The sequence below is a fragment of the Kitasatospora sp. NPDC087271 genome (assembly GCF_044744605.1).
Classification (GTDB): Bacteria; Actinomycetota; Actinomycetes; order Streptomycetales; family Streptomycetaceae; genus Kitasatospora.
Genome location: NZ_JBIUYQ010000029.1, coordinates 68,102 through 86,773, shown reverse-complemented (window position 1 = coordinate 86,773; position 18,672 = coordinate 68,102). Strand labels below are relative to the sequence as shown.

At 72.1% G+C, this 18,672-nt stretch carries 18 protein-coding genes and 2 pseudogenes; 8 read left to right on the top strand and 12 right to left on the bottom strand.

What is annotated here, in order from left to right:
• Positions 1–129: 129 nt before the first annotated feature.
• Complete coding sequence (locus ACIO9K_RS32990) at positions 130–1,377, bottom strand: NADH:flavin oxidoreductase/NADH oxidase family protein (RefSeq protein WP_400335294.1); 1,248 nt, start codon at positions 1,375–1,377, stop codon at positions 130–132.
• Positions 1,378–1,465: 88 nt separating this feature from the next.
• Here ACIO9K_RS32990 and ACIO9K_RS32985 point away from each other — a divergent pair, with 88 nt between their 5' ends.
• Together ACIO9K_RS32985 and ACIO9K_RS32980 are read left to right on the top strand one after the other, a co-directional pair.
• Positions 1,466–2,071: a TetR/AcrR family transcriptional regulator gene (locus ACIO9K_RS32985; protein ID WP_400335292.1), complete on the top strand. Its 606-nt coding sequence runs from the start codon at positions 1,466–1,468 to the stop codon at positions 2,069–2,071.
• Positions 2,072–2,232: 161 nt separating this feature from the next.
• The gene (locus ACIO9K_RS32980; RefSeq protein ID WP_400335289.1) at positions 2,233–3,042 is read left to right on the top strand and encodes an ArsR/SmtB family transcription factor; all 810 of its coding nucleotides are present in this window, start codon (positions 2,233–2,235) and stop codon (positions 3,040–3,042) included.
• Between the two features lie 111 nt (positions 3,043–3,153).
• Here ACIO9K_RS32980 and ACIO9K_RS32975 read toward each other — a convergent pair whose 3' ends face one another.
• Positions 3,154–3,609 carry a DoxX family protein gene (locus tag ACIO9K_RS32975; protein ID WP_400335287.1) on the bottom strand — a complete coding sequence of 152 codons (456 nt, stop codon included), beginning with the start codon at positions 3,607–3,609 and terminating at the stop codon, positions 3,154–3,156.
• A gap of 264 nt (positions 3,610–3,873) precedes the next feature.
• Between ACIO9K_RS32975 and ACIO9K_RS32970 the strand changes: the two genes are divergently transcribed.
• Positions 3,874–4,794 (top strand): phenylalanine 4-monooxygenase, encoded by a 921-nt coding sequence (locus ACIO9K_RS32970; protein ID WP_400335285.1) that lies wholly within the window; start codon positions 3,874–3,876, stop codon positions 4,792–4,794.
• Positions 4,795–5,068: 274 nt separating this feature from the next.
• Positions 5,069–6,538: a carboxylesterase/lipase family protein gene (locus tag ACIO9K_RS32965; protein WP_400335282.1), complete on the top strand. Its 1,470-nt coding sequence runs from the start codon at positions 5,069–5,071 to the stop codon at positions 6,536–6,538.
• 119 nt (positions 6,539–6,657) lie between these two features.
• On the opposite strand, the gene ACIO9K_RS32960 is transcribed toward ACIO9K_RS32965, so the two are convergent.
• Positions 6,658–7,152: a cupin domain-containing protein gene (locus ACIO9K_RS32960; RefSeq protein ID WP_400335280.1), complete on the bottom strand. Its 495-nt coding sequence runs from the start codon at positions 7,150–7,152 to the stop codon at positions 6,658–6,660.
• A 593-nt stretch (positions 7,153–7,745) separates the two neighbouring features.
• Here ACIO9K_RS32960 and ACIO9K_RS32955 point away from each other — a divergent pair.
• On the top strand, positions 7,746–9,038 hold the full coding sequence (locus ACIO9K_RS32955; protein ID WP_400335278.1) for an FAD-dependent oxidoreductase: 1,293 nt from the start codon (positions 7,746–7,748) through the stop codon (positions 9,036–9,038).
• Between the two features lie 85 nt (positions 9,039–9,123).
• Here ACIO9K_RS32955 and ACIO9K_RS32950 read toward each other — a convergent pair whose 3' ends face one another.
• From ACIO9K_RS32950 to ACIO9K_RS32940, 3 genes are all read right to left on the bottom strand, one after another.
• Positions 9,124–9,342, bottom strand: a complete 219-nt coding sequence (locus tag ACIO9K_RS32950; protein WP_400335276.1) for a hypothetical protein — start codon at positions 9,340–9,342, stop codon at positions 9,124–9,126.
• A 67-nt stretch (positions 9,343–9,409) separates the two neighbouring features.
• The gene (locus ACIO9K_RS32945) at positions 9,410–10,792 is read right to left on the bottom strand and encodes an NUDIX domain-containing protein (protein ID WP_400335274.1); all 1,383 of its coding nucleotides are present in this window, start codon (positions 10,790–10,792) and stop codon (positions 9,410–9,412) included.
• 488 nt (positions 10,793–11,280) lie between these two features.
• On the bottom strand, positions 11,281–11,991 hold the full coding sequence (locus ACIO9K_RS32940; protein ID WP_400335272.1) for a hypothetical protein: 711 nt from the start codon (positions 11,989–11,991) through the stop codon (positions 11,281–11,283).
• A 325-nt stretch (positions 11,992–12,316) separates the two neighbouring features.
• Here ACIO9K_RS32940 and ACIO9K_RS32935 point away from each other — a divergent pair, with 325 nt between their 5' ends.
• Complete coding sequence (locus ACIO9K_RS32935; protein WP_400335270.1) at positions 12,317–12,622, top strand: hypothetical protein; 306 nt, start codon at positions 12,317–12,319, stop codon at positions 12,620–12,622.
• 37 nt (positions 12,623–12,659) lie between these two features.
• Here ACIO9K_RS32935 and ACIO9K_RS32930 read toward each other — a convergent pair whose 3' ends face one another.
• The gene (locus ACIO9K_RS32930; RefSeq protein ID WP_363619552.1) at positions 12,660–13,100 is read right to left on the bottom strand and encodes a hypothetical protein; all 441 of its coding nucleotides are present in this window, start codon (positions 13,098–13,100) and stop codon (positions 12,660–12,662) included.
• A gap of 139 nt (positions 13,101–13,239) precedes the next feature.
• The gene (locus ACIO9K_RS32925) at positions 13,240–13,827 is read right to left on the bottom strand and encodes a TetR/AcrR family transcriptional regulator (protein WP_400335268.1); all 588 of its coding nucleotides are present in this window, start codon (positions 13,825–13,827) and stop codon (positions 13,240–13,242) included.
• Positions 13,828–13,906: 79 nt separating this feature from the next.
• Here ACIO9K_RS32925 and ACIO9K_RS32920 point away from each other — a divergent pair, with 79 nt between their 5' ends.
• Positions 13,907–14,800 carry an NADP-dependent oxidoreductase gene (locus ACIO9K_RS32920; RefSeq protein WP_400335304.1) on the top strand — a complete coding sequence of 298 codons (894 nt, stop codon included), beginning with the start codon at positions 13,907–13,909 and terminating at the stop codon, positions 14,798–14,800.
• 47 nt (positions 14,801–14,847) lie between these two features.
• Here ACIO9K_RS32920 and ACIO9K_RS32915 read toward each other — a convergent pair.
• Positions 14,848–15,291: pseudogene (locus ACIO9K_RS32915) on the bottom strand (amidase family protein); the annotation flags it as partial.
• Here ACIO9K_RS32915 and ACIO9K_RS32910 point away from each other — a divergent pair.
• Positions 15,291–15,545, top strand: a pseudogene (locus ACIO9K_RS32910) (TetR family transcriptional regulator); the annotation flags it as partial. The pseudogenes ACIO9K_RS32915 and ACIO9K_RS32910 sit on opposite strands and share 1 nt — an antisense overlap.
• Here the strand turns inward: ACIO9K_RS32910 and ACIO9K_RS32905 are convergent.
• The 3 genes from ACIO9K_RS32905 to ACIO9K_RS32895 all read right to left on the bottom strand — a co-directional run bounded on the left by ACIO9K_RS32905 (position 15,535) and on the right by ACIO9K_RS32895 (position 18,269).
• Positions 15,535–15,915 (bottom strand): CBS domain-containing protein, encoded by a 381-nt coding sequence (locus tag ACIO9K_RS32905; protein ID WP_363619556.1) that lies wholly within the window; start codon positions 15,913–15,915, stop codon positions 15,535–15,537. The pseudogene ACIO9K_RS32910 and the gene ACIO9K_RS32905 overlap by 11 nt on opposite strands.
• A gap of 213 nt (positions 15,916–16,128) precedes the next feature.
• Positions 16,129–17,694 (bottom strand): DEAD/DEAH box helicase, encoded by a 1,566-nt coding sequence (locus ACIO9K_RS32900; protein ID WP_363619558.1) that lies wholly within the window; start codon positions 17,692–17,694, stop codon positions 16,129–16,131.
• Positions 17,695–18,065: 371 nt separating this feature from the next.
• Positions 18,066–18,269, bottom strand: a complete 204-nt coding sequence (locus ACIO9K_RS32895) for a cold-shock protein (protein WP_030918248.1) — start codon at positions 18,267–18,269, stop codon at positions 18,066–18,068.
• Between the last annotated feature and the right edge of the window lie 403 nt (positions 18,270–18,672).

Here is an 18,672-nt window from a genome sequence, read left to right as displayed (position 1 = left end):
GGTACTGCAGGGGGGACCCTGTGGGAGAGTAGGACGCCGCCGAACAATCATTCACAGAGAACCCCCATCCGGGAAACCGGATGGGGGTTCTCTGCATTTCCGGGGTAATGGGTCCCCCCCCACTGACGGCTACGCAGCTTCGGGCCGGCGGGTGTCCAGCCAGGCGCGGTAGCGGCGTAGGGCCTTGCGCTGCTGGAGCTGTTCGACGAGCAGGGCCACGGCCGGGCGGGTGCCGGGGGAGGGGGCCCGGCCGGAGGCAAGGCGGCGCAACTGGTGGCGGACCTGGGCCATGCCGGCGGCGGAGGCGAGTGCCTTGTCGGACCAGGTCACCGGGCGCAGGGCGCGGTCGGCCTCGGCGCCGGTGGCCCAGCGGAGGGGAAGGTCGGGGGTGACAGCGAGGGCGGTGCCCATGCCGATCACCGCGACGCCGTCCGCGAGGACCTGTTCGGCGGTCTCGCGGCGGGTGATGCCGCCGGTGAGCATGAGCGGGAGCGGGCTGGTGCGGACCAGGTCGGCGGCCAGGTCGAGGAAGTAGGCCTCGCGGGAGCGGGTGCGCTGGTCGGCGGGGCGGCCGGTCATCGCGGGGCTCTCGTAGCTGCCGCCGGAGAGTTCGACCAGGTCGACACCGAGGGGAGCGAGCATGGCGATCACCTGCCGGGCGTCGTCGGCGTCGAAGCCGCCGCGCTGGAAGTCGGCGGAGTTGATTTTCACGGCGACGGCGAACTGGGGTGGTACGGCGGAGCGGACGGCCCGCACCACGTCCAGCAGCATCCGGGCGCGGTTGGCCGGTGAGCCGCCCCAGGCGTCGGTACGGGTGTTCACGAGCGGGGAGAGGAACTGCGAGAGCAGGTAGCCGTGGGCGGCGTGGATCTCCACGCCGTCGAAGCCGGCCTGGGCGGCGCGGCGGGCGGTGGTGGCGAAACGCTCGACGGTGGTGGTGATCTGATCGGGAGTCATGGTGGTGGGGCGGCCGAAGCGGCCGCTGTGCCGACCGAGGTCGACGCTGACGTCGGAGGGGCCCCAGACCACGCCGGGCAGGCCGGAGGGCACTTGGCGGCCCGGGTGGTTGATCTGCATCCACACCGCGGCGCCGCCGGACTTGGCGGCCCGGGCCCACTCGGTGAAGGGTTCCAGGGGTGCGGCGGCATCGAGGACGACGCCGCCCGGGCCGGTGAGCGCCTCGGCGTGGACCATGACGTTGCCGGTGATCAGGAGGCCGCTGCCACCCGCGGACCAGTTGCGGTAGAGGTCGAACAGCCGCTGGTCGGGCAGTTGGCCGTCGCCGGCCAGGTTCTCCTCCATGGCCGCCTTCGCGATCCGGTTGGGCAGAACCGCGCCCGAATCCAGCCGCAGTGTCGTGAACAGGTCGTCCGCCATGGGGGTCTCCTCGCCCTGGACTAGAATGTTTGCACTGTTCACATTAGGACGGTGATGTAAGCAGTGCAAACATGAGCGAGGGTGACCCATGCCACAGCAGACCGGCTCGTACCACCACGGCGACCTGCGGGCCGCCTGCCTGCGCGCAGCCCGTGACCTCCTGGAGGAGGACGGCAGCGCGGCACTGTCGCTGCGTGCCGTCGCCCGCCGGGCCGGCGTCTCGGCGACCGCCCCCTACCGTCACTTCGCCGACCGCGAGGCGCTGCTCTCCGCCGTCGCCGCGCAGGGGTACCGCGAACTCGCCGAGCGCCTCGTCGCCGCGCACCCCGCTCCGCGCGAGCCCGAGGACCTCGCCGCCGTCGCCGCCGCCTACGTCCGCTTCGCCGTCGACCGGCCCGCGCTGTTCCGGGTGATGTTCGCCGAACCCTGCGACCCCGCGGACGCGGAACGGGCCGCGGCGACCGCGGCGATGTGGGACTACGTCGGCGGAATCGTCGGCGACACCTTCCCCGGTACCGACCGTGAGGCGATGTCCGCCGCCGTGTGGGCGCTGGTCCACGGCCTGGCCTTCCTCCACCTCGACGGAAAGCTCGACGCCGCTGATCCCGCCGCAGCGGACGACCGCGTCCGGGCGGCCGTCCGCGCGCTGCTGGGCACCGCCCGGACCCGCTCCGGGGCGGAACCGGCCCGCTGATCCGGGACGAGGCCATCCCCGCTGGGGCGGCGGCGGGCTGGCCGGTCGGCTCGCCGGCCAGCGCGGCGCCGGTGTGCCGGGCATCGCCGTTGACAGGCAGCCAAGCAGCTGCCTGATGTGAAAAGGCAGCCGTTCGGCTGCCTGATGGGGGATGGCGTCGGATGGACGAGATATTCAAGGCCCTGGCCGACCCCAGCCGCCGCCGGCTGCTGGACCGCCTGCGCGCCCACAACGGGCAGAGCCTGCGGGAGCTGTGCGCCGGGTTGGACATGGCCCGGCAGTCGGTCAGCAAGCACCTCGCCCTGCTGGAGGCCGCCGAGCTGGTGACCACCGTGCGGCAGGGCCGCGAGAAGCTGCACTACCTGAACGCCGCTCCGATCAACGCCATCGCGGACCGCTGGATCAGCCAGTTCGACCGCGGGCGGGCCGCCGTGCTCGCCGATCTGAAGAGAGCACTGGAGCAGCCACCCATGGACAACAACGCCTTCGTCTACACGACGTACATCAACACCACACCCGAGCGGCTCTGGCAGGCGCTCACCGACCCCGCCTTCACCGAGCGCTACTGGGGCGTGCGCCTTGAGACCGACTGGGCCGAGGGCTCACCCGTCGTCTGGGCCGAGCGCGGCGTACGGACCGCCGACCCGGAGCAGGTCGTACTCGTCCACGAGCCGTACCGGCGGCTCTCCTACACCTGGCACACCTTCAGCCCGCAGTGGGCCCGGACGGTCGGTGTCGGCGAGGAACTGCGCGCGGAACTGGCCGCGGAACGCCGCTCGAAGGTCACCTTCGAGCTGGTGCCGCACGGCAACCAGGTGAAGCTGACCGTCACCCACGACGACTTCGACCCTGCCGGGACCTTGCGCTCGATGTGCAGCCAGGGCTGGCCGGCCATCCTCTCCAGCCTCAAGACACTGCTGGAGACGGGCGAAGCCCTTCCCACCGCCGGGCAGTCGGTCCACGAAGGCTGACCGCCGACAGAATCGGCCGCACCACCGCGCACGCAGCGCAGCCGTTCGGATGGGCGTCGCGGTTCGGACGGGTGTCACGGCGACGCCCATCCGAACCGGCCGCTGCACTGGTCAGCGTCGGCGGCCGAGCAGTTCGGCGGTCTCGGCGCGCCGGTTCCAGGCGATGACGGCCAGCGGCACCATGAAGATGAACGGGGTCCCGGCGTTCTCGCCGTGCATCGCGGTGAGCTGGGTGACGAACGCGAACACCAGGAAGACGATCAGCGCCGTGGCTGCCGGCCCGGCCAGTCGGTGGACCAGCAGCCCGACCGCTCCGGCCAGCTCCACCAGCCCGGTCAGGTACATGAACCAGTGGCCCACACCCATGGCGTCGAAGACGGTCGTGGCGGCGGGGACCGCGAGCAGCTTGGGCAGCGCGCTGGCCACGGCGAAGAAGAGCGCCAGCAGGATCCGCAGCGTCCAGACCACCCGGACCACGGCCTTGCCGGACTTCGTGGCGACGGCGGTGGCGGCGGTGGCGTTGGTAGCGGCGGTAGCAGTGGCGGTGGCGGTGGCGGTGCTGGACATCTCAGGTCTCCCCGGTCGGCTGTCGTTGCTTTCCCAGGTATGACCGCCGCCACCGCCCGAACTCATCGGTCCCGGGAGGAGAGGTTTTCCGACAACCCGGCCCCGGCCCCAGCACCGACAGCTCGCCGACGGCCTGCCGTCCGCGGACCGGCCCTTCGGCTGCTGCGGTGCGCGGGTGCTGGTGCGCGGTGGTGGTCACCGGTGAGGATGAGCAGCGGCCGACCGATCGTCGGTCGGGGTGCGGGCGGACACAGGACGGTACTCGTGGTCGATCTCGACTGGACGGACAGGACGCCGCTGGACGCCCGGGGTGCGCGGCTGGGAGCGGCCGGGGAGCACCCCGGTCTCGCGGACGGCGCCTACGTGCGGCGCAGGAATGCGATCGCGGCCCGAGCCGAGGGCCACCGGGTGGGGGATCCCTCGCCCCGGGTGCGCTACACCGAGGCCGAGAACGCCACCTGGCGCACCGTCCGCGCCGCGGTCTGGAGCGCCCAGACACGAGGTGCCTGCGAGCAGGTCCTGCGGGCCAGGGAGGTTGCGCCGGTGCATGCCCACGGCGGCGTGCCGCAGCACGAGGAAGTCTCGGACCGGCTGCAGGCGCTGACGGGCTTCCGTTTCACCCTGGCCGGAGGGATCGTGCCCAACGAGCGCTTCCTGGGTGCCATGGCGGACGGCTACTTCCACGCGGTGCAGTACGTGCGGCATCCCGCGATGCCCCTGTACACGCCGGAGCCGGACGTGATGCACGACGTGTTCGGCCACGGCATCCACCTCGCGGACCCGTTCTTTGCGGACCTGTACCGCACGGTGGGCCGGGCCGCCACCCGCGTCCGCTCCCGGGACGCGCTGGACCTGATCAGCCGCGTCTACTGGTTCACCCTCGAATACGGCCTCGTCCTCGAAGGCGGCCGCCCCAAGGCGTACGGGGCAGCCCTGCTCTCCTCCTACGGCGAGCTTCGTCGTTTCACCCGGGCCGACATCCGCCCCTGGAACCTCGCCGAGCTCGTTCGCCTGCCCTACCAAGTGGCCGGCTACCAGCCGGTCCTGTTCGCATTACCCTCCCTGACCCGCGTGGCGGAGCAGTTGCACGACTTCCTCGACGACTTCGACGAAACGACCCGCGAACGCCGCCGCATGCCCCCGCTGCACGAACGCGGCTTCTTGGCCCGCCCAGGCCGGCGCTGAGGACCAGGGCCGGGAGCCTTGTGCTCGCTGTTCGGCCGCTACCAGGCATCGAGGTCCCCGTTGGCGGTCAGGAGCCCGTTGACGGTGAGGGCGTCGGCGATGGCGCGTGCGCAGCTGGTGACGGAACGATGCGATCGTGGCCGATATGCATCGCCTACGGCCGAGTTCGACAGGTGCCGTAGACGCGCAGAGAGAGCCGAACCTCGCGTCTTCCCATCTCACGGCGATAGCGATAGACCGGAGCCGTCCCACGTCTGCAAGGAAGGCGACACCGATGACCCTGAGCGAGAGCCCCGTCGTGACCATCGAGTCGGGCAGCGTCCGAGGCACCGTCGAGGACGGCGTCGCCGCGTTCCGCGGCATCCCCTACGCTGCTTCGCCCGTGGGCGAGCGGCGCTTCGCCGCCCCCGTGCCGCACCCAGCCTGGTCGGGCGTCCGGGACGCCGACCGCCCGGGCCCGTCCGTCCCGCAGAGCCCCTCCCGGCTCGAAGCCGTCATGGGGCCACGCACCCCCGACTGGGACGAGGACGGCTGCCTCACGCTGAACGTGTGGACCCCTCGTCCGCCTGCGGACGGGTCCGCCCCGGGCGCCCTGCCCGTCCTGGTGTGGTTCCACGGCGGCGGGTTCACCAGCGGGTCCGGCGGCTGGGACTGGTACGACGGCCGGCACCTGGCCGCCGCCGGCCGGGCCGTCGTCGTCACCGCCAACTACCGCCTCGGCCCGCTCGGCTACCTCTACCTGCCGGACCTCGGCATCGAGAACCTCGGAGTGCAGGACCAGGCCGCCGTCCTCGCCTGGGTGCGGCGCAACATCGCGGCCTTCGGCGGCGACCCCGGCAGCCTCACCGTCGGCGGCCAGTCCGCCGGGGCGTTCTCCGCCCTCTACCTCGCCGTCTCCCCGACCACCGGCGCGCTCGTCAACCGGGTCATCGCCCAGAGCGGTCCCTTCGGGCTCGCCCCGCAGGACCCCGAGGAGGCGGGCGACCACGCCCGGCGCTTCCTCGGCATCCTCGGCATCCTCGGCCCGGACGGCACCCGGGACCGGGGTGCCGCGCTGTGCGCCGTCCCGGCCGACCGGCTCCTGGCCGCCTACCAGCAGCTCTCCCGGGAGGCCGCCCGCCCGGGCAACGTCGCCCCGCCCATGTACCCCGTCCTCGGCGCCTCCGGGATCCCCGCGACGTGGCAGCAGGCGCTGGTCGACGGACGCCTCGACGGCAAAGGCCTGCTGACCGGCACCACCAGGAACGAGATGGCCTCCTTCTTCGCCTTCGCCCCCCGCATCCGGGAGATCACCGCCGACCGGGCCCGCTCGATCGCGGCCGGCCGGGCCGACGGCGGCGACGAGCGGTACGACCGCATCGCGGCCCGGCGGCCGAACGCGACCCCGGCCGACATCCTCACCGAGTTCGAGACCGGGCTCGTCTTCCGTGACGACACCCTGGCCATCGCCGACCGCCACGCCGCGGCCGGAAACCCGACCTACGTCTACCGGTTCGACCACGTCCCGGTACCCGACCCCGCAGGCCTGGGCGCCGCGCACTGCGTCGAACTCCCCTTCTTCTTCGACACCTTCGACGCCTACCCCGACAGCCCCATGCTCGGCGAGGCCACCGCCGCCGTCCGCTCGCTCGGCGGCACCTTCTCCCGCGCGATCGCCGCCTTCGTCGCCACCGGCCGTCCCGCCGCGGACCAGTGGCACCCCTACGAACCCGCCGATCCGGCGACCGTCCGGCACTTCGGCTGACACCGGCCGCGCCCGTCCCGAGGGTGGGGAACAGCCGCAGGCCGCAGGCTGCCGGCCCTACCGCCCGGGCCCGGTCCAGGGTCTCCCTGCCCGAGCCGATCCCTGGCCGGACGGGCCGGTCAGGCCAGGTAGTGGTCATGCCGGCCGTAGAGTTCCGCCCATTCCGCGTCGCTCATCGGGCGTTTTTGGGCCGCGATCTCCGAGATCTCCTCGAAGAACGATTCACGTGGCACGCCCGGCACGAAGAGCATCAGCATCGAGGCCGGTTCGTGGGACTCGTTGCGGAAGCCGTGCACGGCGCCCTCCGGCACGTGCAGGAAGTCACCCGCCTCGGCGTCGATCCATCGTTCACCGTCGTACAGGCGCATGATCCCGGACAGGACGAAGAAGGACTCGGACATGGTCCGGTGGAAATGTGGAGCGGGGCCTGTCGGTCGGGGTCCCATGTCCAATCGGTACAGGCCGAACGTCTTGTTCGCGGAGGGCGTGTCGACCAGGTAGTGGACGCTTGTTCCCCCCGCGCCGATCAACACGTCCGGCGCGGTGGCGCCGAACCGGAGATTTGCCGTATTCTCGCCCGATTCGCCCCAGTAGTGAGCTATTGGGTAGGACATGGCGGATTTCCCTTTCGAGACATTCGCGTGATCGGTCGGTGGTCCGGTCCGTCGCCCCGGCGACGCATACGAGGTGTGCCCGGCCGACTGCCGACGTTGATGGGCAGGGCGGCGTTCGGCCCGAGGGCGCCGAGCACGTCCGAAGCACCCTGCGGGGCGGGGCCTGGCGGCTCCACCGGCTCTTCGCGGCCCAAGCGGACCCAGGCGTCGGCAGGCCCCGGCGGCCCGACGAGGGCCATAGGTCCACGGTGCGCCGAGGTGGCCGTCGGCGCACCCGCAGCAGCCTGGCGGCGGCCCGCGACGGGGCGGGGCCAGCGGCAGGAACCGAAGGACCTGCGCGCCACAAGTCCGCGCGGGCTGTTTCGCGCGGCGGGTCGGCACCCCGCCGCGCGACGCCCGGGGGCCACCCTCCCCGGACCGGAACGCCAGTGGATCCCCTCCACCCGGCGGCTCACTGCTACTCTGGGTCCAGATTCAACGGAATGCGCGAAAAATCGCTCCTGAATGGTGTTTCTGAGCGGCGCCCTCGCGGTGTTTGTTCCCTTCGCGGAACCCCAGTGCTTCCTTCGTGACCACAACGAAGGCAGAAGACTGTGCACCAGCACCGTGTCATCATCGCCGGCGCCGGACTCGGCGGCCTCACCCTCGCCCACGGGCTGCGCGCCCGCGGCTTCGACGTCGCCGTGTACGAGCGGGACCACCACCCGGACGCGAGGCCGCAGGGCTACCGCGTCCAGCTCGACGAACCCGGGCTCGCGGGCCTGGAACGCTGCCTGCCGGAGCACCTCTTCCGGCTGGGCCTGGCGACCGCGGCCTCGCCGCCCGCCCGGGTCTCCGTCCGTGACCGCCACCTGGGCACGCTCGCGGACCGGCCCACCGCGCCCGACCCCGGTCCCACCGACGGCACCGCTCGCCCGTACCGCTCGTACGCGTTCAACCGGCCGACGCTGCGCCAGATCCTGCTCTCCGGCCTGGCGGACACCGTGCGCTACGGCGCGGAACTGCTGAGTTGGGAGAAGGAGCAGGACGGAACGGTCACCGTGCGGTTCGCCGACGGCCGCAGCGCGAGCGCCGACCTCCTGGTCGGCGCGGACGGGGTCGGATCGGCGGTACGCCGGCAGCTGCTGCCGCACGCCCGGGTCGAGGACGCCGGACTGCGGCTGATCTACGGCAGGATCCCGCTGGATGCGCCGGAAACCGGGGTTGGAGATGCGGGGGAGGCCGGAGAGGTCGGAGAGGCGGAGACGGGCGCAGCGGCCGCCGGGGCCGCGGCCGCACTGCCGCCGTGGGTGTTCGACAGCATCTTCACCGTGGTGACCGGTGGGCCGGGAAGTCCGCACGTCGGCTTCGGGCCCGTGCGGTTCACCCGCCCTCCCGGTGCCGCCGGCCCGGCACACACGCCGCCCGTCCCCCTCACCCCCGTCGGCGACTACGTCGCCTGCCTGGTGGGAGCGCCGGCGGACCACCCCGCCATGCCCTCGTTCGAAGCGCTGCGCGGTCTCGACGGCCCCGCCCTGCGCGAGCTGGCCGGACGCCTGGTGGGCGACGACTGGCACCCCGATGTGCACCGCCTCCTGGACCGCTGGGAGACCGGCTCGCTGTTCCCGCTGCGCATCTCCACGGCGAGCCCCGTACCGTCGTGGGAGCCGGGCCCCGTCACCCTGCTCGGGGACGCGATCCACGCCATGAGCCCGGTGCTGGCGATGGGCGCGAACACCGCGATCCGCGACGCCGCCGAGCTGACGCGGACCCTGGCCGGGGCCGCGGCCTCCGGCACGCCGCTCGTGGACGGCGTACGTGCCTACGAGCTCCGGATGCGGGAGTACGCCTTCTCCGTCGTGGCCGCCTCCCGGCGAACCGGCCGACAGCGGGTCGGCCAGAGGTAGACGTTCGGGGCGGGGGTGGGGCCTGGTGCTGGACTGCGGCCCACCCGTGGTGACGGATCGTCAGGAACATCGGCTGCCGAGCCGGTCACCCGGGTGGTCGACGGGGCAGGTCGAGGCGGACGAGGTGCTGGTCGGTGCCGCCGTCGGGCCGGTGCACGGTGCGGTAGGCGTATGGGACGGGGCTGGCGGGGAAGGTGACGATGCCTTCCTCCACGACGGGCTGCTGGTCGGCGATGGCCCGCAGCCGGGCATCGGTGTCGGCCGGCAGCTGCGGCTCGGGCGGGCGGCGGTGGCGGCCGGCCATCCTCAGCCGGTCGGTTCCGACGGGGCCGGGCGGCCCGACCGGCTGGTTTCGCTGCGCCAGGGCTGGTTCACGAGGTCCTCCTCGCAGGCTGGTCGGTCCCGTCGGTCCCGCCGGCCAGCAGGGGCAGGTAGTGCTGGAGGTAGGGCGGGACCTTGAGGTCGAGCACCTCGGCCAGGGGGACCATGCGGACGGCCAGGCCCTCGTCGCCGAGCCGGAGGTCCGTCTCCGGGCCGTCCCAGGCGGCGTGCAGGACGCGGGTGAGCGGGGAGACCAGTTCGTGGTGCGGGCCGGGCAGGATCCGGAGCCCCGTGATCTCGATGCCGGCTTCCTCGCGGACCTCGCGCGCCGCGTTCTCCTGCGGGGTCTCGTCGCCCTCGCGCCAGCCGCCGATGGGGGTCCAGTAGCCCGGCCAGGCGATGCCCGGCTTGTCGTCGCGGTGGTGCATCAGCAGGCGGCCGTGCCGGTCGGTGACGAGGACCATGATTCCTTCGAACTCGTCCTCCGGGGAAGGGCGTTCCAGGTACAGCGGGGTGCCGCAGCGGTGGGCGCGCAGTACCTGGAGGAGCCGCTGGTAGCGGTCCGGTGGCATCAGGGCGTCCCAGTCGTGGGCGGTCTCGAAGCGCCACTCGGTGTGCTCGGCCGGGTCGAGCCGGATGCGGGTCTGCTGCTCCCGGGTCAGGACGCCGCCGTCGAAGACGTATCCGCACACCGGCACCGGGTACTCCGTGCCGGCCTGCTCGTGGACGACCGCGACCAGGCGCCGCCGGGCGATCACCTCGGGGTTCTCCGCGGCGAGGTCGAGGCCGAGTTCCTCCTGGGCCTCGCGCAGCGCCGTGTCGAACGGGGTCTCGCCGTGTTCGACGTTGCCGCCGGGGAGGTTCCACACGGTCGGGTTGATGGTCGAGCGCATCCCGAGGACGCGGCCGTCCGGGTCGGTGACGAGGAAGCACCCGTAGACCGTGGGCCGCGCGATGGTGGTGAGGTAGCCGCCGACCGGTCGCCAGCCCGGGATCGCCAGGCGACGGGTGAGCCACCTGATCACCTCGCGCTCTCCGTCGCCGGTCTGCGGCAGCTGGTCGGGACGGGCCCATTGCTGGTCGTCGTGCTCGGCCGACAGCGTGACCGGGGTGCCGTCGGGCACGACGGTGGTGAACACGAACTGCCGTACCCGCCGGCCGTTCCGGTCGGTGAGGTCCAGGCTCCGCGCGTACTCCAGCGGCAGCCCGGCGAGTCCGGTCTGCTCGGCCAGTTCCCGGGCCGCGCCCGCCTCGATCCCCTCGCCGTCCTCCCGGCCGCCGCCCGGGTACTCCCACGGGCCGGGAAGGGCGTCGTGCGCGGCCCGGCGGATCAGCAGGATCCGGCCGGAGGCGTCGCGGAGCACCACGCCGACGCCGATCCGCTCGATGCCCCCGTGGGCGGCCAGTGCGGTCAGCACCTCGAAATCGATCACTGCGCGGACTCCTCGTTCACTCGGGCCGACGGGGCTGTTGAGCGGGGGCGACGGGACGCTCCTCCTGCCGGCGCGCCGGGGCAGTCCAAACCGGCCTCAGGGAAGCTGAGTTGGGGTGGCCGTGTGGTCGGCAGGGGACAGATGATGACGCTGTTCGAACGTGGGGTTCAAGTAGGTCACCTCCGGGCGCGCCCGGGTCGAACGGGGAGTTTTCGAGCACCGCGCCGCCGCGGCGGGTACGCCCTCCGGCCGGTCGCGAACGGCGGTCGGCAGGGCAGCGGAGCCCAGCGCACGGGCGGCGAGAGCCTGTTCGAGCGCGGTCGTCAGGCAGGCTGCGAGCCTGCTGCTGGCGCCGGCGTGGGTGGCGGGGCCGCGCGGGGAGCGGCCGCCGCGGGCTTCACTCGTTCGGCTGGCCGGGCGGCCCCGGAGGTTTCCGCCGGCGGCCCGCCGGCGGGTTCCTGGGCATTCATAGCACGACCTTGTCATGTTCACATGTTGGCGCTGATCTCACCGCCGGTGCTGAGCACCATGTACACGCCGTTGGCGACGGCTCCGGCGTCCTGCTGGTTCGCCTCCAGCGTGCCGTTCACCGCGCCGTCGTTGCCGAGGATCTGCGCGCGGTAGTGGAGTTCGCCGATCTTCGTGACCTTGGCCGTCCAGCCGCCCGCGAGCTTGAACGTGCCCGGCCCCTGGTGTCCGCCGCCCATCCAGGAGTGGGCCGTGCCGTCCATCGAGAGCACGATGAACATGTCGTTGAAGTCGACCCCGGCGTCGGAGTCGTGCGTCTCCAGCGTGCCGTATTCCGTACCGTTGTTGACGATCTTGGCGACGTAGTTCTGGTTGCCGGTCGCGCGGATCTCGGCCGTGCTGCCGTCCACCAGCTTCTGGGTGCGGACCGGGGACGTCCCCTTGGGCGGGGCGGCCGGCGGCGTGGTGGTGTGGCGCGCGGTGGGCGTGGCAGCCGGTGGGGCGGTTCCGGGCGCGGGGGGCGCGGCCGGCGTGCTGGCCGGCGCGGTGGCGTCGGGAGTGGTGGGAGCACTGGGCGCAGCGGCCGGCGGGGTGGTGCCCTGCGCGGCGGTCTGGTTCGCGGGGGACGGGCTGGAGCAAGCTGTCGCGGTGGACACCAGCAGGGCGGCCGCCAGGGCGGAACCGGCCAGCGTGCGGGCGGCGGACGAGCGGCGGTTCGTTAAGGTCGACATGCGGTGCTCCTGAGCGAAGTACGGGTGAGGAACAGCGAGTTGCCTATGGCCCCTCCTGCGGGGACCAGGAGCAACGTGGCTGCGTACGGGAACGAAGTTAGTGCGAGCAGTCGACGAAACAGACCCTGCTATGTCACCAGACTGCTACGCCCTCCCCACACCCTCATCTGCACCGCAGGCCCTCACCTGCACTGCAGGTCGGCGCGCCACCGAACCGAAGCGGAAGGGTCCGGTTTCGGCCAGTTGTGCTGTTCATGTATACGCGCATTCACATCTTCGGAATGCTGACCGCACATGCTGTCGGATCTACGGCAAGGAGAAGGTCATGCGTCGAATCGCAGCCATCGGCACCGGAGCGGCACTGTTCATGGGGGCGGGGCTGATCGCCGCGCCGTCAGCCTCGGCGATCTCCTACTGCGTCACCAACCAGGGCCAGAACTGGGGCTCCGTCAACTGCCAGACCAGCGCCCCGAAGAACCACTGGCAACTCGTCCTGATCTGTGAAAGCGACAGCGTCAAGGGCATCCGGCAGACGGTCAACGGCCGCTGGCACACCGGCGACGGCTCCGACATCCTGTACTGTCCCACGGGCTACAGCGCCGCCCTCGCCAACGTCAACAGCGACAACTGACTGGTGGGGGTGTGCACATGAGTGGCTTCCCGGGCGATCAGCGATCGCGGGCCGGGGCGTCACGCAATCCCTCCTCGAAGGCCGAGTGGGGGTACTGGTCGGTGCCGAATCCGGGCATTTCGAGCTTCTTGAGCTGCCCGCCGACGACGTGGGACACCAGCGGCACGGGCAGGGCGTCCGGCCAGAGGCCGGTCCGCTTGCCCTCGGAGAGGACGCGGCGGAACGCGCCGGTGGACCCCCGCAGGCTGCGGCCGTTCGCCTTCAGCTCCTCTGCGGCACACTCGCCGTCGCCTTCGACGACCTGAAGCAGGATCTGCTGCGCCCGGGGCGGCAGGCGGTCGTAGTACGAGCGGGCCCGCTCCGGTGTCCAGCGGTCGTCGGGCAGCGCCGTCACGACGGCGTCCGGCATGGTGGCGAAGGCGAGCAGCTTCTCCAGCGCCTCGGGGGTCGGATTCTCCACGGTGATCGTGATCCTCATGGTGCAACACCCTTGCAGCCCCGGATCCTGAACACAAATAACCGCCGTAGATGTGTTGCAGACAAGAAGGCTCCTCCGAAGGCCCCTTCGAGTTGTCGAAGGGGCCTTCAGCGCGGTTGTGGGGCTGCTCCGCGACGTTTCACGCGCGTCGAGCAGGGTCGGTGACCTCCCAGGCCGCCTCGATCATCCGGAAGATCTCGTCCACCGCGGCCTCCGGATCGGCCGCCTCGCGGGCCAGCGTGTAGGCGTCGATCGCGAACCTCGCGATCGCCCGGCAGGCCGTCGTGGTCTGCGGCAGGCCGAGGTCGGTGGCGATGGCCGTGGCCAGCGAGTCCGCGTGGCGCAGCCTCATCGACTCCTCGTACTCCCGCAGGGCAGGGGATTCCTCGATCATGCGCCAGATCGGGGCGGCGGCGTCCGCCGTGCAATGGCGCACCAGGGCGTGGATCTCGTGGCGCAGCGCGGGGATGAGCGGCTCGTGCGGCGCCCGGGTGGTGGCCGCTCGGGTGAGGCGTTGCTCGAAGTCGTCGTCCCGCTCGAACACCAGGGCCTCTTTCGAGGCGAAGTGGGAGAAGAGCGTGGTGACGGCCACGTCGGCTTCGGCGGCCACGTCCCGGATTCCCACCGCGTCGTACCCGCGTTCCAGGAAGAGCCGCAGGGCGGCGTCGGCGATCTTCTCGCGGGTCGCGGCCTTCTTGCGTTCGCGGCGTCCGGGCGGCACGGTCATGCCCTCACGCTAGCAGATACGAAGGTGGAACAGTTTCTAAACACTAACCGTTAGTGCTACGGTCGGCCGCATGAAGAACATGAAGAAGGTGAGCTTCGCCGAGTTCGGCGGGCCGAACGTTCTGCAGCTCGTCGACGCCGAGCGGCCCGACCCGGGCCCCGGTCAGATCCGCATCGCCGTACGGGCGGCGGGCGTCAACCCCGTCGACTGGAGGATCCGCGAAGGCCAGTTCCTCCAGGCCCATCCGATCGAGTTGCCCTCCGGCGTCGGGCAGGACGCCTCGGGGGTGGTGGACGAGGTCGGCGAGGGCGTCGAGGGGATCGAGGCCGGCGACCACGTGTTCGGCGAGGGCTTGAGCACCTACGCCGAGTTCGCCGTGCTGTCGGCCTGGGCCCGGATGCCCGAAGGGCTGACGTTCGAAGAGGCGGCCGGCTATCCCTCCGTGGTGGAGACCGCGCTGCGCATCATCCGTCAGGTCGGCGTGCGGCCCGGGCAGACGCTGCTGGCCAGTGGCGCGTCCGGCGGAGTCGGCTCGGCGGTGCTGCAGATCGCCCGCGACCGCGGCATCACGGTGATCGGCACGGCCGGGGCCGCGAACCAGGACTACCTGCGCAGCCTGGGTGCCGCCGCCACGACGTACGGCGAGGGCTGGGTCGAGCGGGTGCGGCAACTCGGCCAGGTCGACGCGGCGCTCGACCTGGCCGGTTCGGGCGTGATCCGCGAACTCGTCGAGCTGACGGGGGATCCGCAGAAGGTGATCTCCATCGCCGATCTCTCGGCGCCGCAGTTCGGCGTCCGGTTCTCCGGCGTGGCCGGGAGCATGCCGGAGGCGCTCGCCGAGGCCGTCGACCTCATCGCGCGGGGCAGGCTCCACATCCCGGTCGAGAAGTCGTACACGCTCGCCGAGGCCGCGGCGGCGCACATCGACAGCCACGCCGGCCACACGCGGGGGCGCCGGGTCGTGCTCGTCTGAGCCGATTCCTGCGCAGTCGTACGACCCGGCTCCCCCAGAGGCGTTCGTCAGCGGCCCGGGGCGTTCCCCGCCCACACGGAGGGCGTGCGGTGCGACCACGGGCTCGCTTGTTCGAGTTGCCCGGCGAGGCGGAAGAGGCGGCCTTCGCGGCCGTACCCGGCGGCGAACTGCATGCCGATCGGCAGTCCCGTCTCGGTGTCGGCCGTCAGCGGTACGGACGTGGCGGGCGTGCCCGCCACGTTGAACGCCGCGGTGAACGGCGAGCGGTCGAGGAGGCGGTCGATCCAGCCGACCATGGCGGTGAGATTCGCCGCCATCAGACGGGCGTTGGCCAGGACGAACTCCTCCCAGCCGCCCCCGAGGCCGACCCCGGCCTCCTCCACCTGGTGTCCGAGGGATTCGAGCAGGCGCACGGTTCGGGAGAGGGCGTCGGCCACCGGTGCGGTGGTCCGGCGTCCTCCCCACGCCTGGGCGAGGACGCCGATCCGCAGCGAGCATCAACTCCGTCGCCGAACTGCCCGACCGCTCCGACCCGGCGCGGCAGGTGATCGAGGAGCACAAGGCCCGCCAGCTGCGCAGGCTGGTCGCCATGTGCGCCGAGGCCCGGCCGCCCGACCCGGCGCAGACCGCGGCCGAGATCAGCTTCGTGCTCGAAGGGGCACAGGTCTGCGCGCAGAACGGAAGCGTCGACCGGGCGGGGGAGCGCCTGATGAGGATCGTCCAGGGGATCGTGTCTAGAGGCTGAGCAGGCCGATGACGCGGCCGTCGTGGTCCACCACCGGCCACGCGTCCAGGCCGCGGGAGCGCATGGCGGCGGCCGCCGTGGTGGCGGGCATGTCGGTGGTGGCGAAGGGGGCGCGGTCGAGGACGATGTCGCGCACCGGGGTGCGCTCGGTGTACCAGGAACGGGCCTGGAACGGCGCGAGGTGCAGGCGGGTCAGCAGCCCGGCGCAGCGGCCGTCGTCGTCGCGGACGAGCAGGTGGTCGGTGCCGGAGCTCTGCAGGATGTCCATCGCGGTGTCGACCATGACATCGTCGCTGATCTGCAGTTCCGGGTGTTTCATGAGGTCGCCGACCGTGGCGGTGCTTGCGGGGTGGTCGAGGGCGATGGTCATGGGCGGACTCCTTCGTGTCGCTTCCGCCGGGGTCGGCGGTGATCGGGGCACTGGCGGAGGGGCGAGTGGGGGCCGGGGGCCTGGGGCCGGTTCCGGCTTCCGGGTGCAGTGGTCGTGGAAACCGGGTGGCGTGCCTCGGAGGGCCTGGGAGAGCCTGGGAGGGCCTGGGAGGGCCGCGCGGGCCCGGTGCGCACCGGGGCCCGCGCCGGGGTGCTACGCGGCGAGGGCGACGCGCCTGGGCGCCCGGCGGCGGCCGGAGGAGCCCTGGTTGTCGCGGCCGGAGGCCGCGCGGGTGTCGCTGCCGGTGGAGGCGGGGCGTCCGCGGCGGCCGCGGTTCGCGGCCGCGCTGCGGCGCGGACGCTCGACGACGGGGTCGGCGATGACGACGGGCACGCCGGTGGGGACGCGGGCGCCGGTGATGAGGGTCAGGTCCTCGTCGCCGGCGAGGACCCTGGTGGTGACGGGGGTGATGCCGGCGGTGGTCATCATGCGGGCCATCTGGCGGCGCTGGCTGGGCAGGACGAGGGTGACGACGGTGCCGGACTCGCCGGCCCGGGCGGTGCGGCCGCCCCGGTGGAGGTAGTCCTTGTGGTCGCTCGGCGGGTCCAGGTTGACGACCAGGTCGAGGCCGTCGACGTGGATGCCCCGGGCGGCGACGTTGGTGGCGATCAGCGCGGTGACCTGGCCGGTGCGGAACTGCTCCAGGGTGCGGTTGCGCTGGGGCTGGGACTTGCCGCCGTGCAGGGCCGCGGCCTTGACCCCGTTGGCGAGCAGGTCCTCGACCAGCGCGTCGGCACGGTCCCGGGTGTCGGTGAACATGATCACCCCGCCGTCGCGTGAGGCGATGTGGGCGATCGTGGCGTTCTTGTCGTGGTTCTGCACGTGCAGCACGTGGTGCTCCATGGTGCTGACCGCCGCCGCGGACGGGTCCACCGAGTGGGTGACCGGGTCGTTCAGGAACTGCCGTACGAGGCGGTCGACGTTGCGGTCCAGGGTGGCGGAGAACAGCATGGTCTGGCCGCCTTCGGCGACCTGTTCGAGGAGCTCGGTGACCTGGGGCAGGAAGCCCATGTCGGCCATCTGGTCGGCCTCGTCGAGGACGGTGACGCCGACCCCGTCCAGCTGGCAGTCGCCGCGCTGGATCAGGTCCTTGAGCCGGCCGGGGGTGGCCACCACGACCTCCGCCCCGCGGTTCAGCACCTGCGCCTGGCGGCCGATCGACATCCCGCCGACCACGGTCGCCATCCGCAGCCGCACCGAGTGCGCGTAGGGGGTGAGCGCCTCGGTGACCTGCTGCGCGAGCTCGCGGGTCGGGACCAGCACCAGGGCCAGCGGGCGGCGGGGTTCGGCCCGCTGCCCGGCGGTGCGGGCCAGGACGGCGAGACCGAAGGCGATGGTCTTGCCGGAGCCGGTGCGGCCCCGGCCGAGGACGTCGCGGCCGGCCAGCGAGTTGGGCAGCGTCGCGGCCTGGATGGGGAACGGCGAGGTGACGCCCTGGCGGGTCAGCGTCTTCAACAGGGCCGCTGGCATGTCCAGTTCGTCGAAGGACTCGACGGCCGGCAGCGCCGGGGTGGTGCTCACCGGCATCGCGAACTCGCCCTGCGGGGAGGAGTCCTGGCGGCGGCCTCGATCGGAGGGGCGCCGGCCGCCGGCCGGACGGGAGCCGTAGAAGGAGCTGCCGCCGGAGCCGGAGCGGGAACCGGAGCTGGCGCCGGAGCGGGAGCCGGCGGCGGAGCGGGAGTTGGCGTTCTGGTACGAGGAGCGACTGGAGCGGTTCACGTGGAAACCTTCCTCAGGGCGGCGCGTCACGAGGAAGGCCCCGTGGCGCGGGGCGCCGACGGAGACCGCAAGGGAACGGGCCGGAAGTGTGACGGGCGGGGCGTGGACGGTAGAACCGTGCGGCACGTCACCTACGGTCGGCGCTCACCGAGAGGGGTGGGAGCGAACGACCTCGAACCGTGAGCTGTCACGGCAGGGCGCCGATCCGGACGCGGCGCTGTGCGTCTCGCGTGGGGATGGCCGCCGGTGGCGGAGCCAGGGGGCCTGAACGGCCGGGAATGCGTCGTGACGCAAATGCCGAGAGGCCCGCACCGGGCAACATGTACGCGGTGCGGGCCCCTCGCTGCTAGGCGGGTGCCGTGGCAGAAAAACTACAGCGGACGAATGTTCTCGGCCTGCGGGCCCTTCTGACCCTGCGTGACGTCGAACTCGACCTTCTGGCCCTCGAGCAGCTCACGGAAGCCGTTGGCGTTGATGTTCGAGTAGTGGGCGAAGACGTCCGGGCCGCCACCCTCCTGCTCGATGAAGCCGAAGCCCTTTTCCGCGTTGAACCACTTCACAGTGCCATTAGCCATAAAAAAATCTCCTTCAAGGGGCTGTCCGAAGCCCGCACCATGCAGGCTCCGAGTCGCCGCGATGAGCACCCACCCGGGGAAGAGCCGGGAAACAAAAATGCGCCTGCGAAACATCAGCAGGCGCACACAAAGTTCATGGGAACCACTACTGCAACTAAAACGACTCTAGCAGGCTCCGGCCCGCCATGGGCGAATATTTCACCCCGGGTTTCGCGGGAGCCTCCCCCGGGGGCGGCCGGCTTCGGAAAGACCGCCCTTGCACTCTCGGGCGCATACGGCAGGAAGTGTCAATTCTGCCGTCTGAAATGACGGGCTACGGGGAGTTCGCTCAAGCTGCACGGGGTGTTCCGAGACTTCTCACCTCCGGGTCCAGGTGATCAAGGCGCGGCCGGGTCTGCCGGCG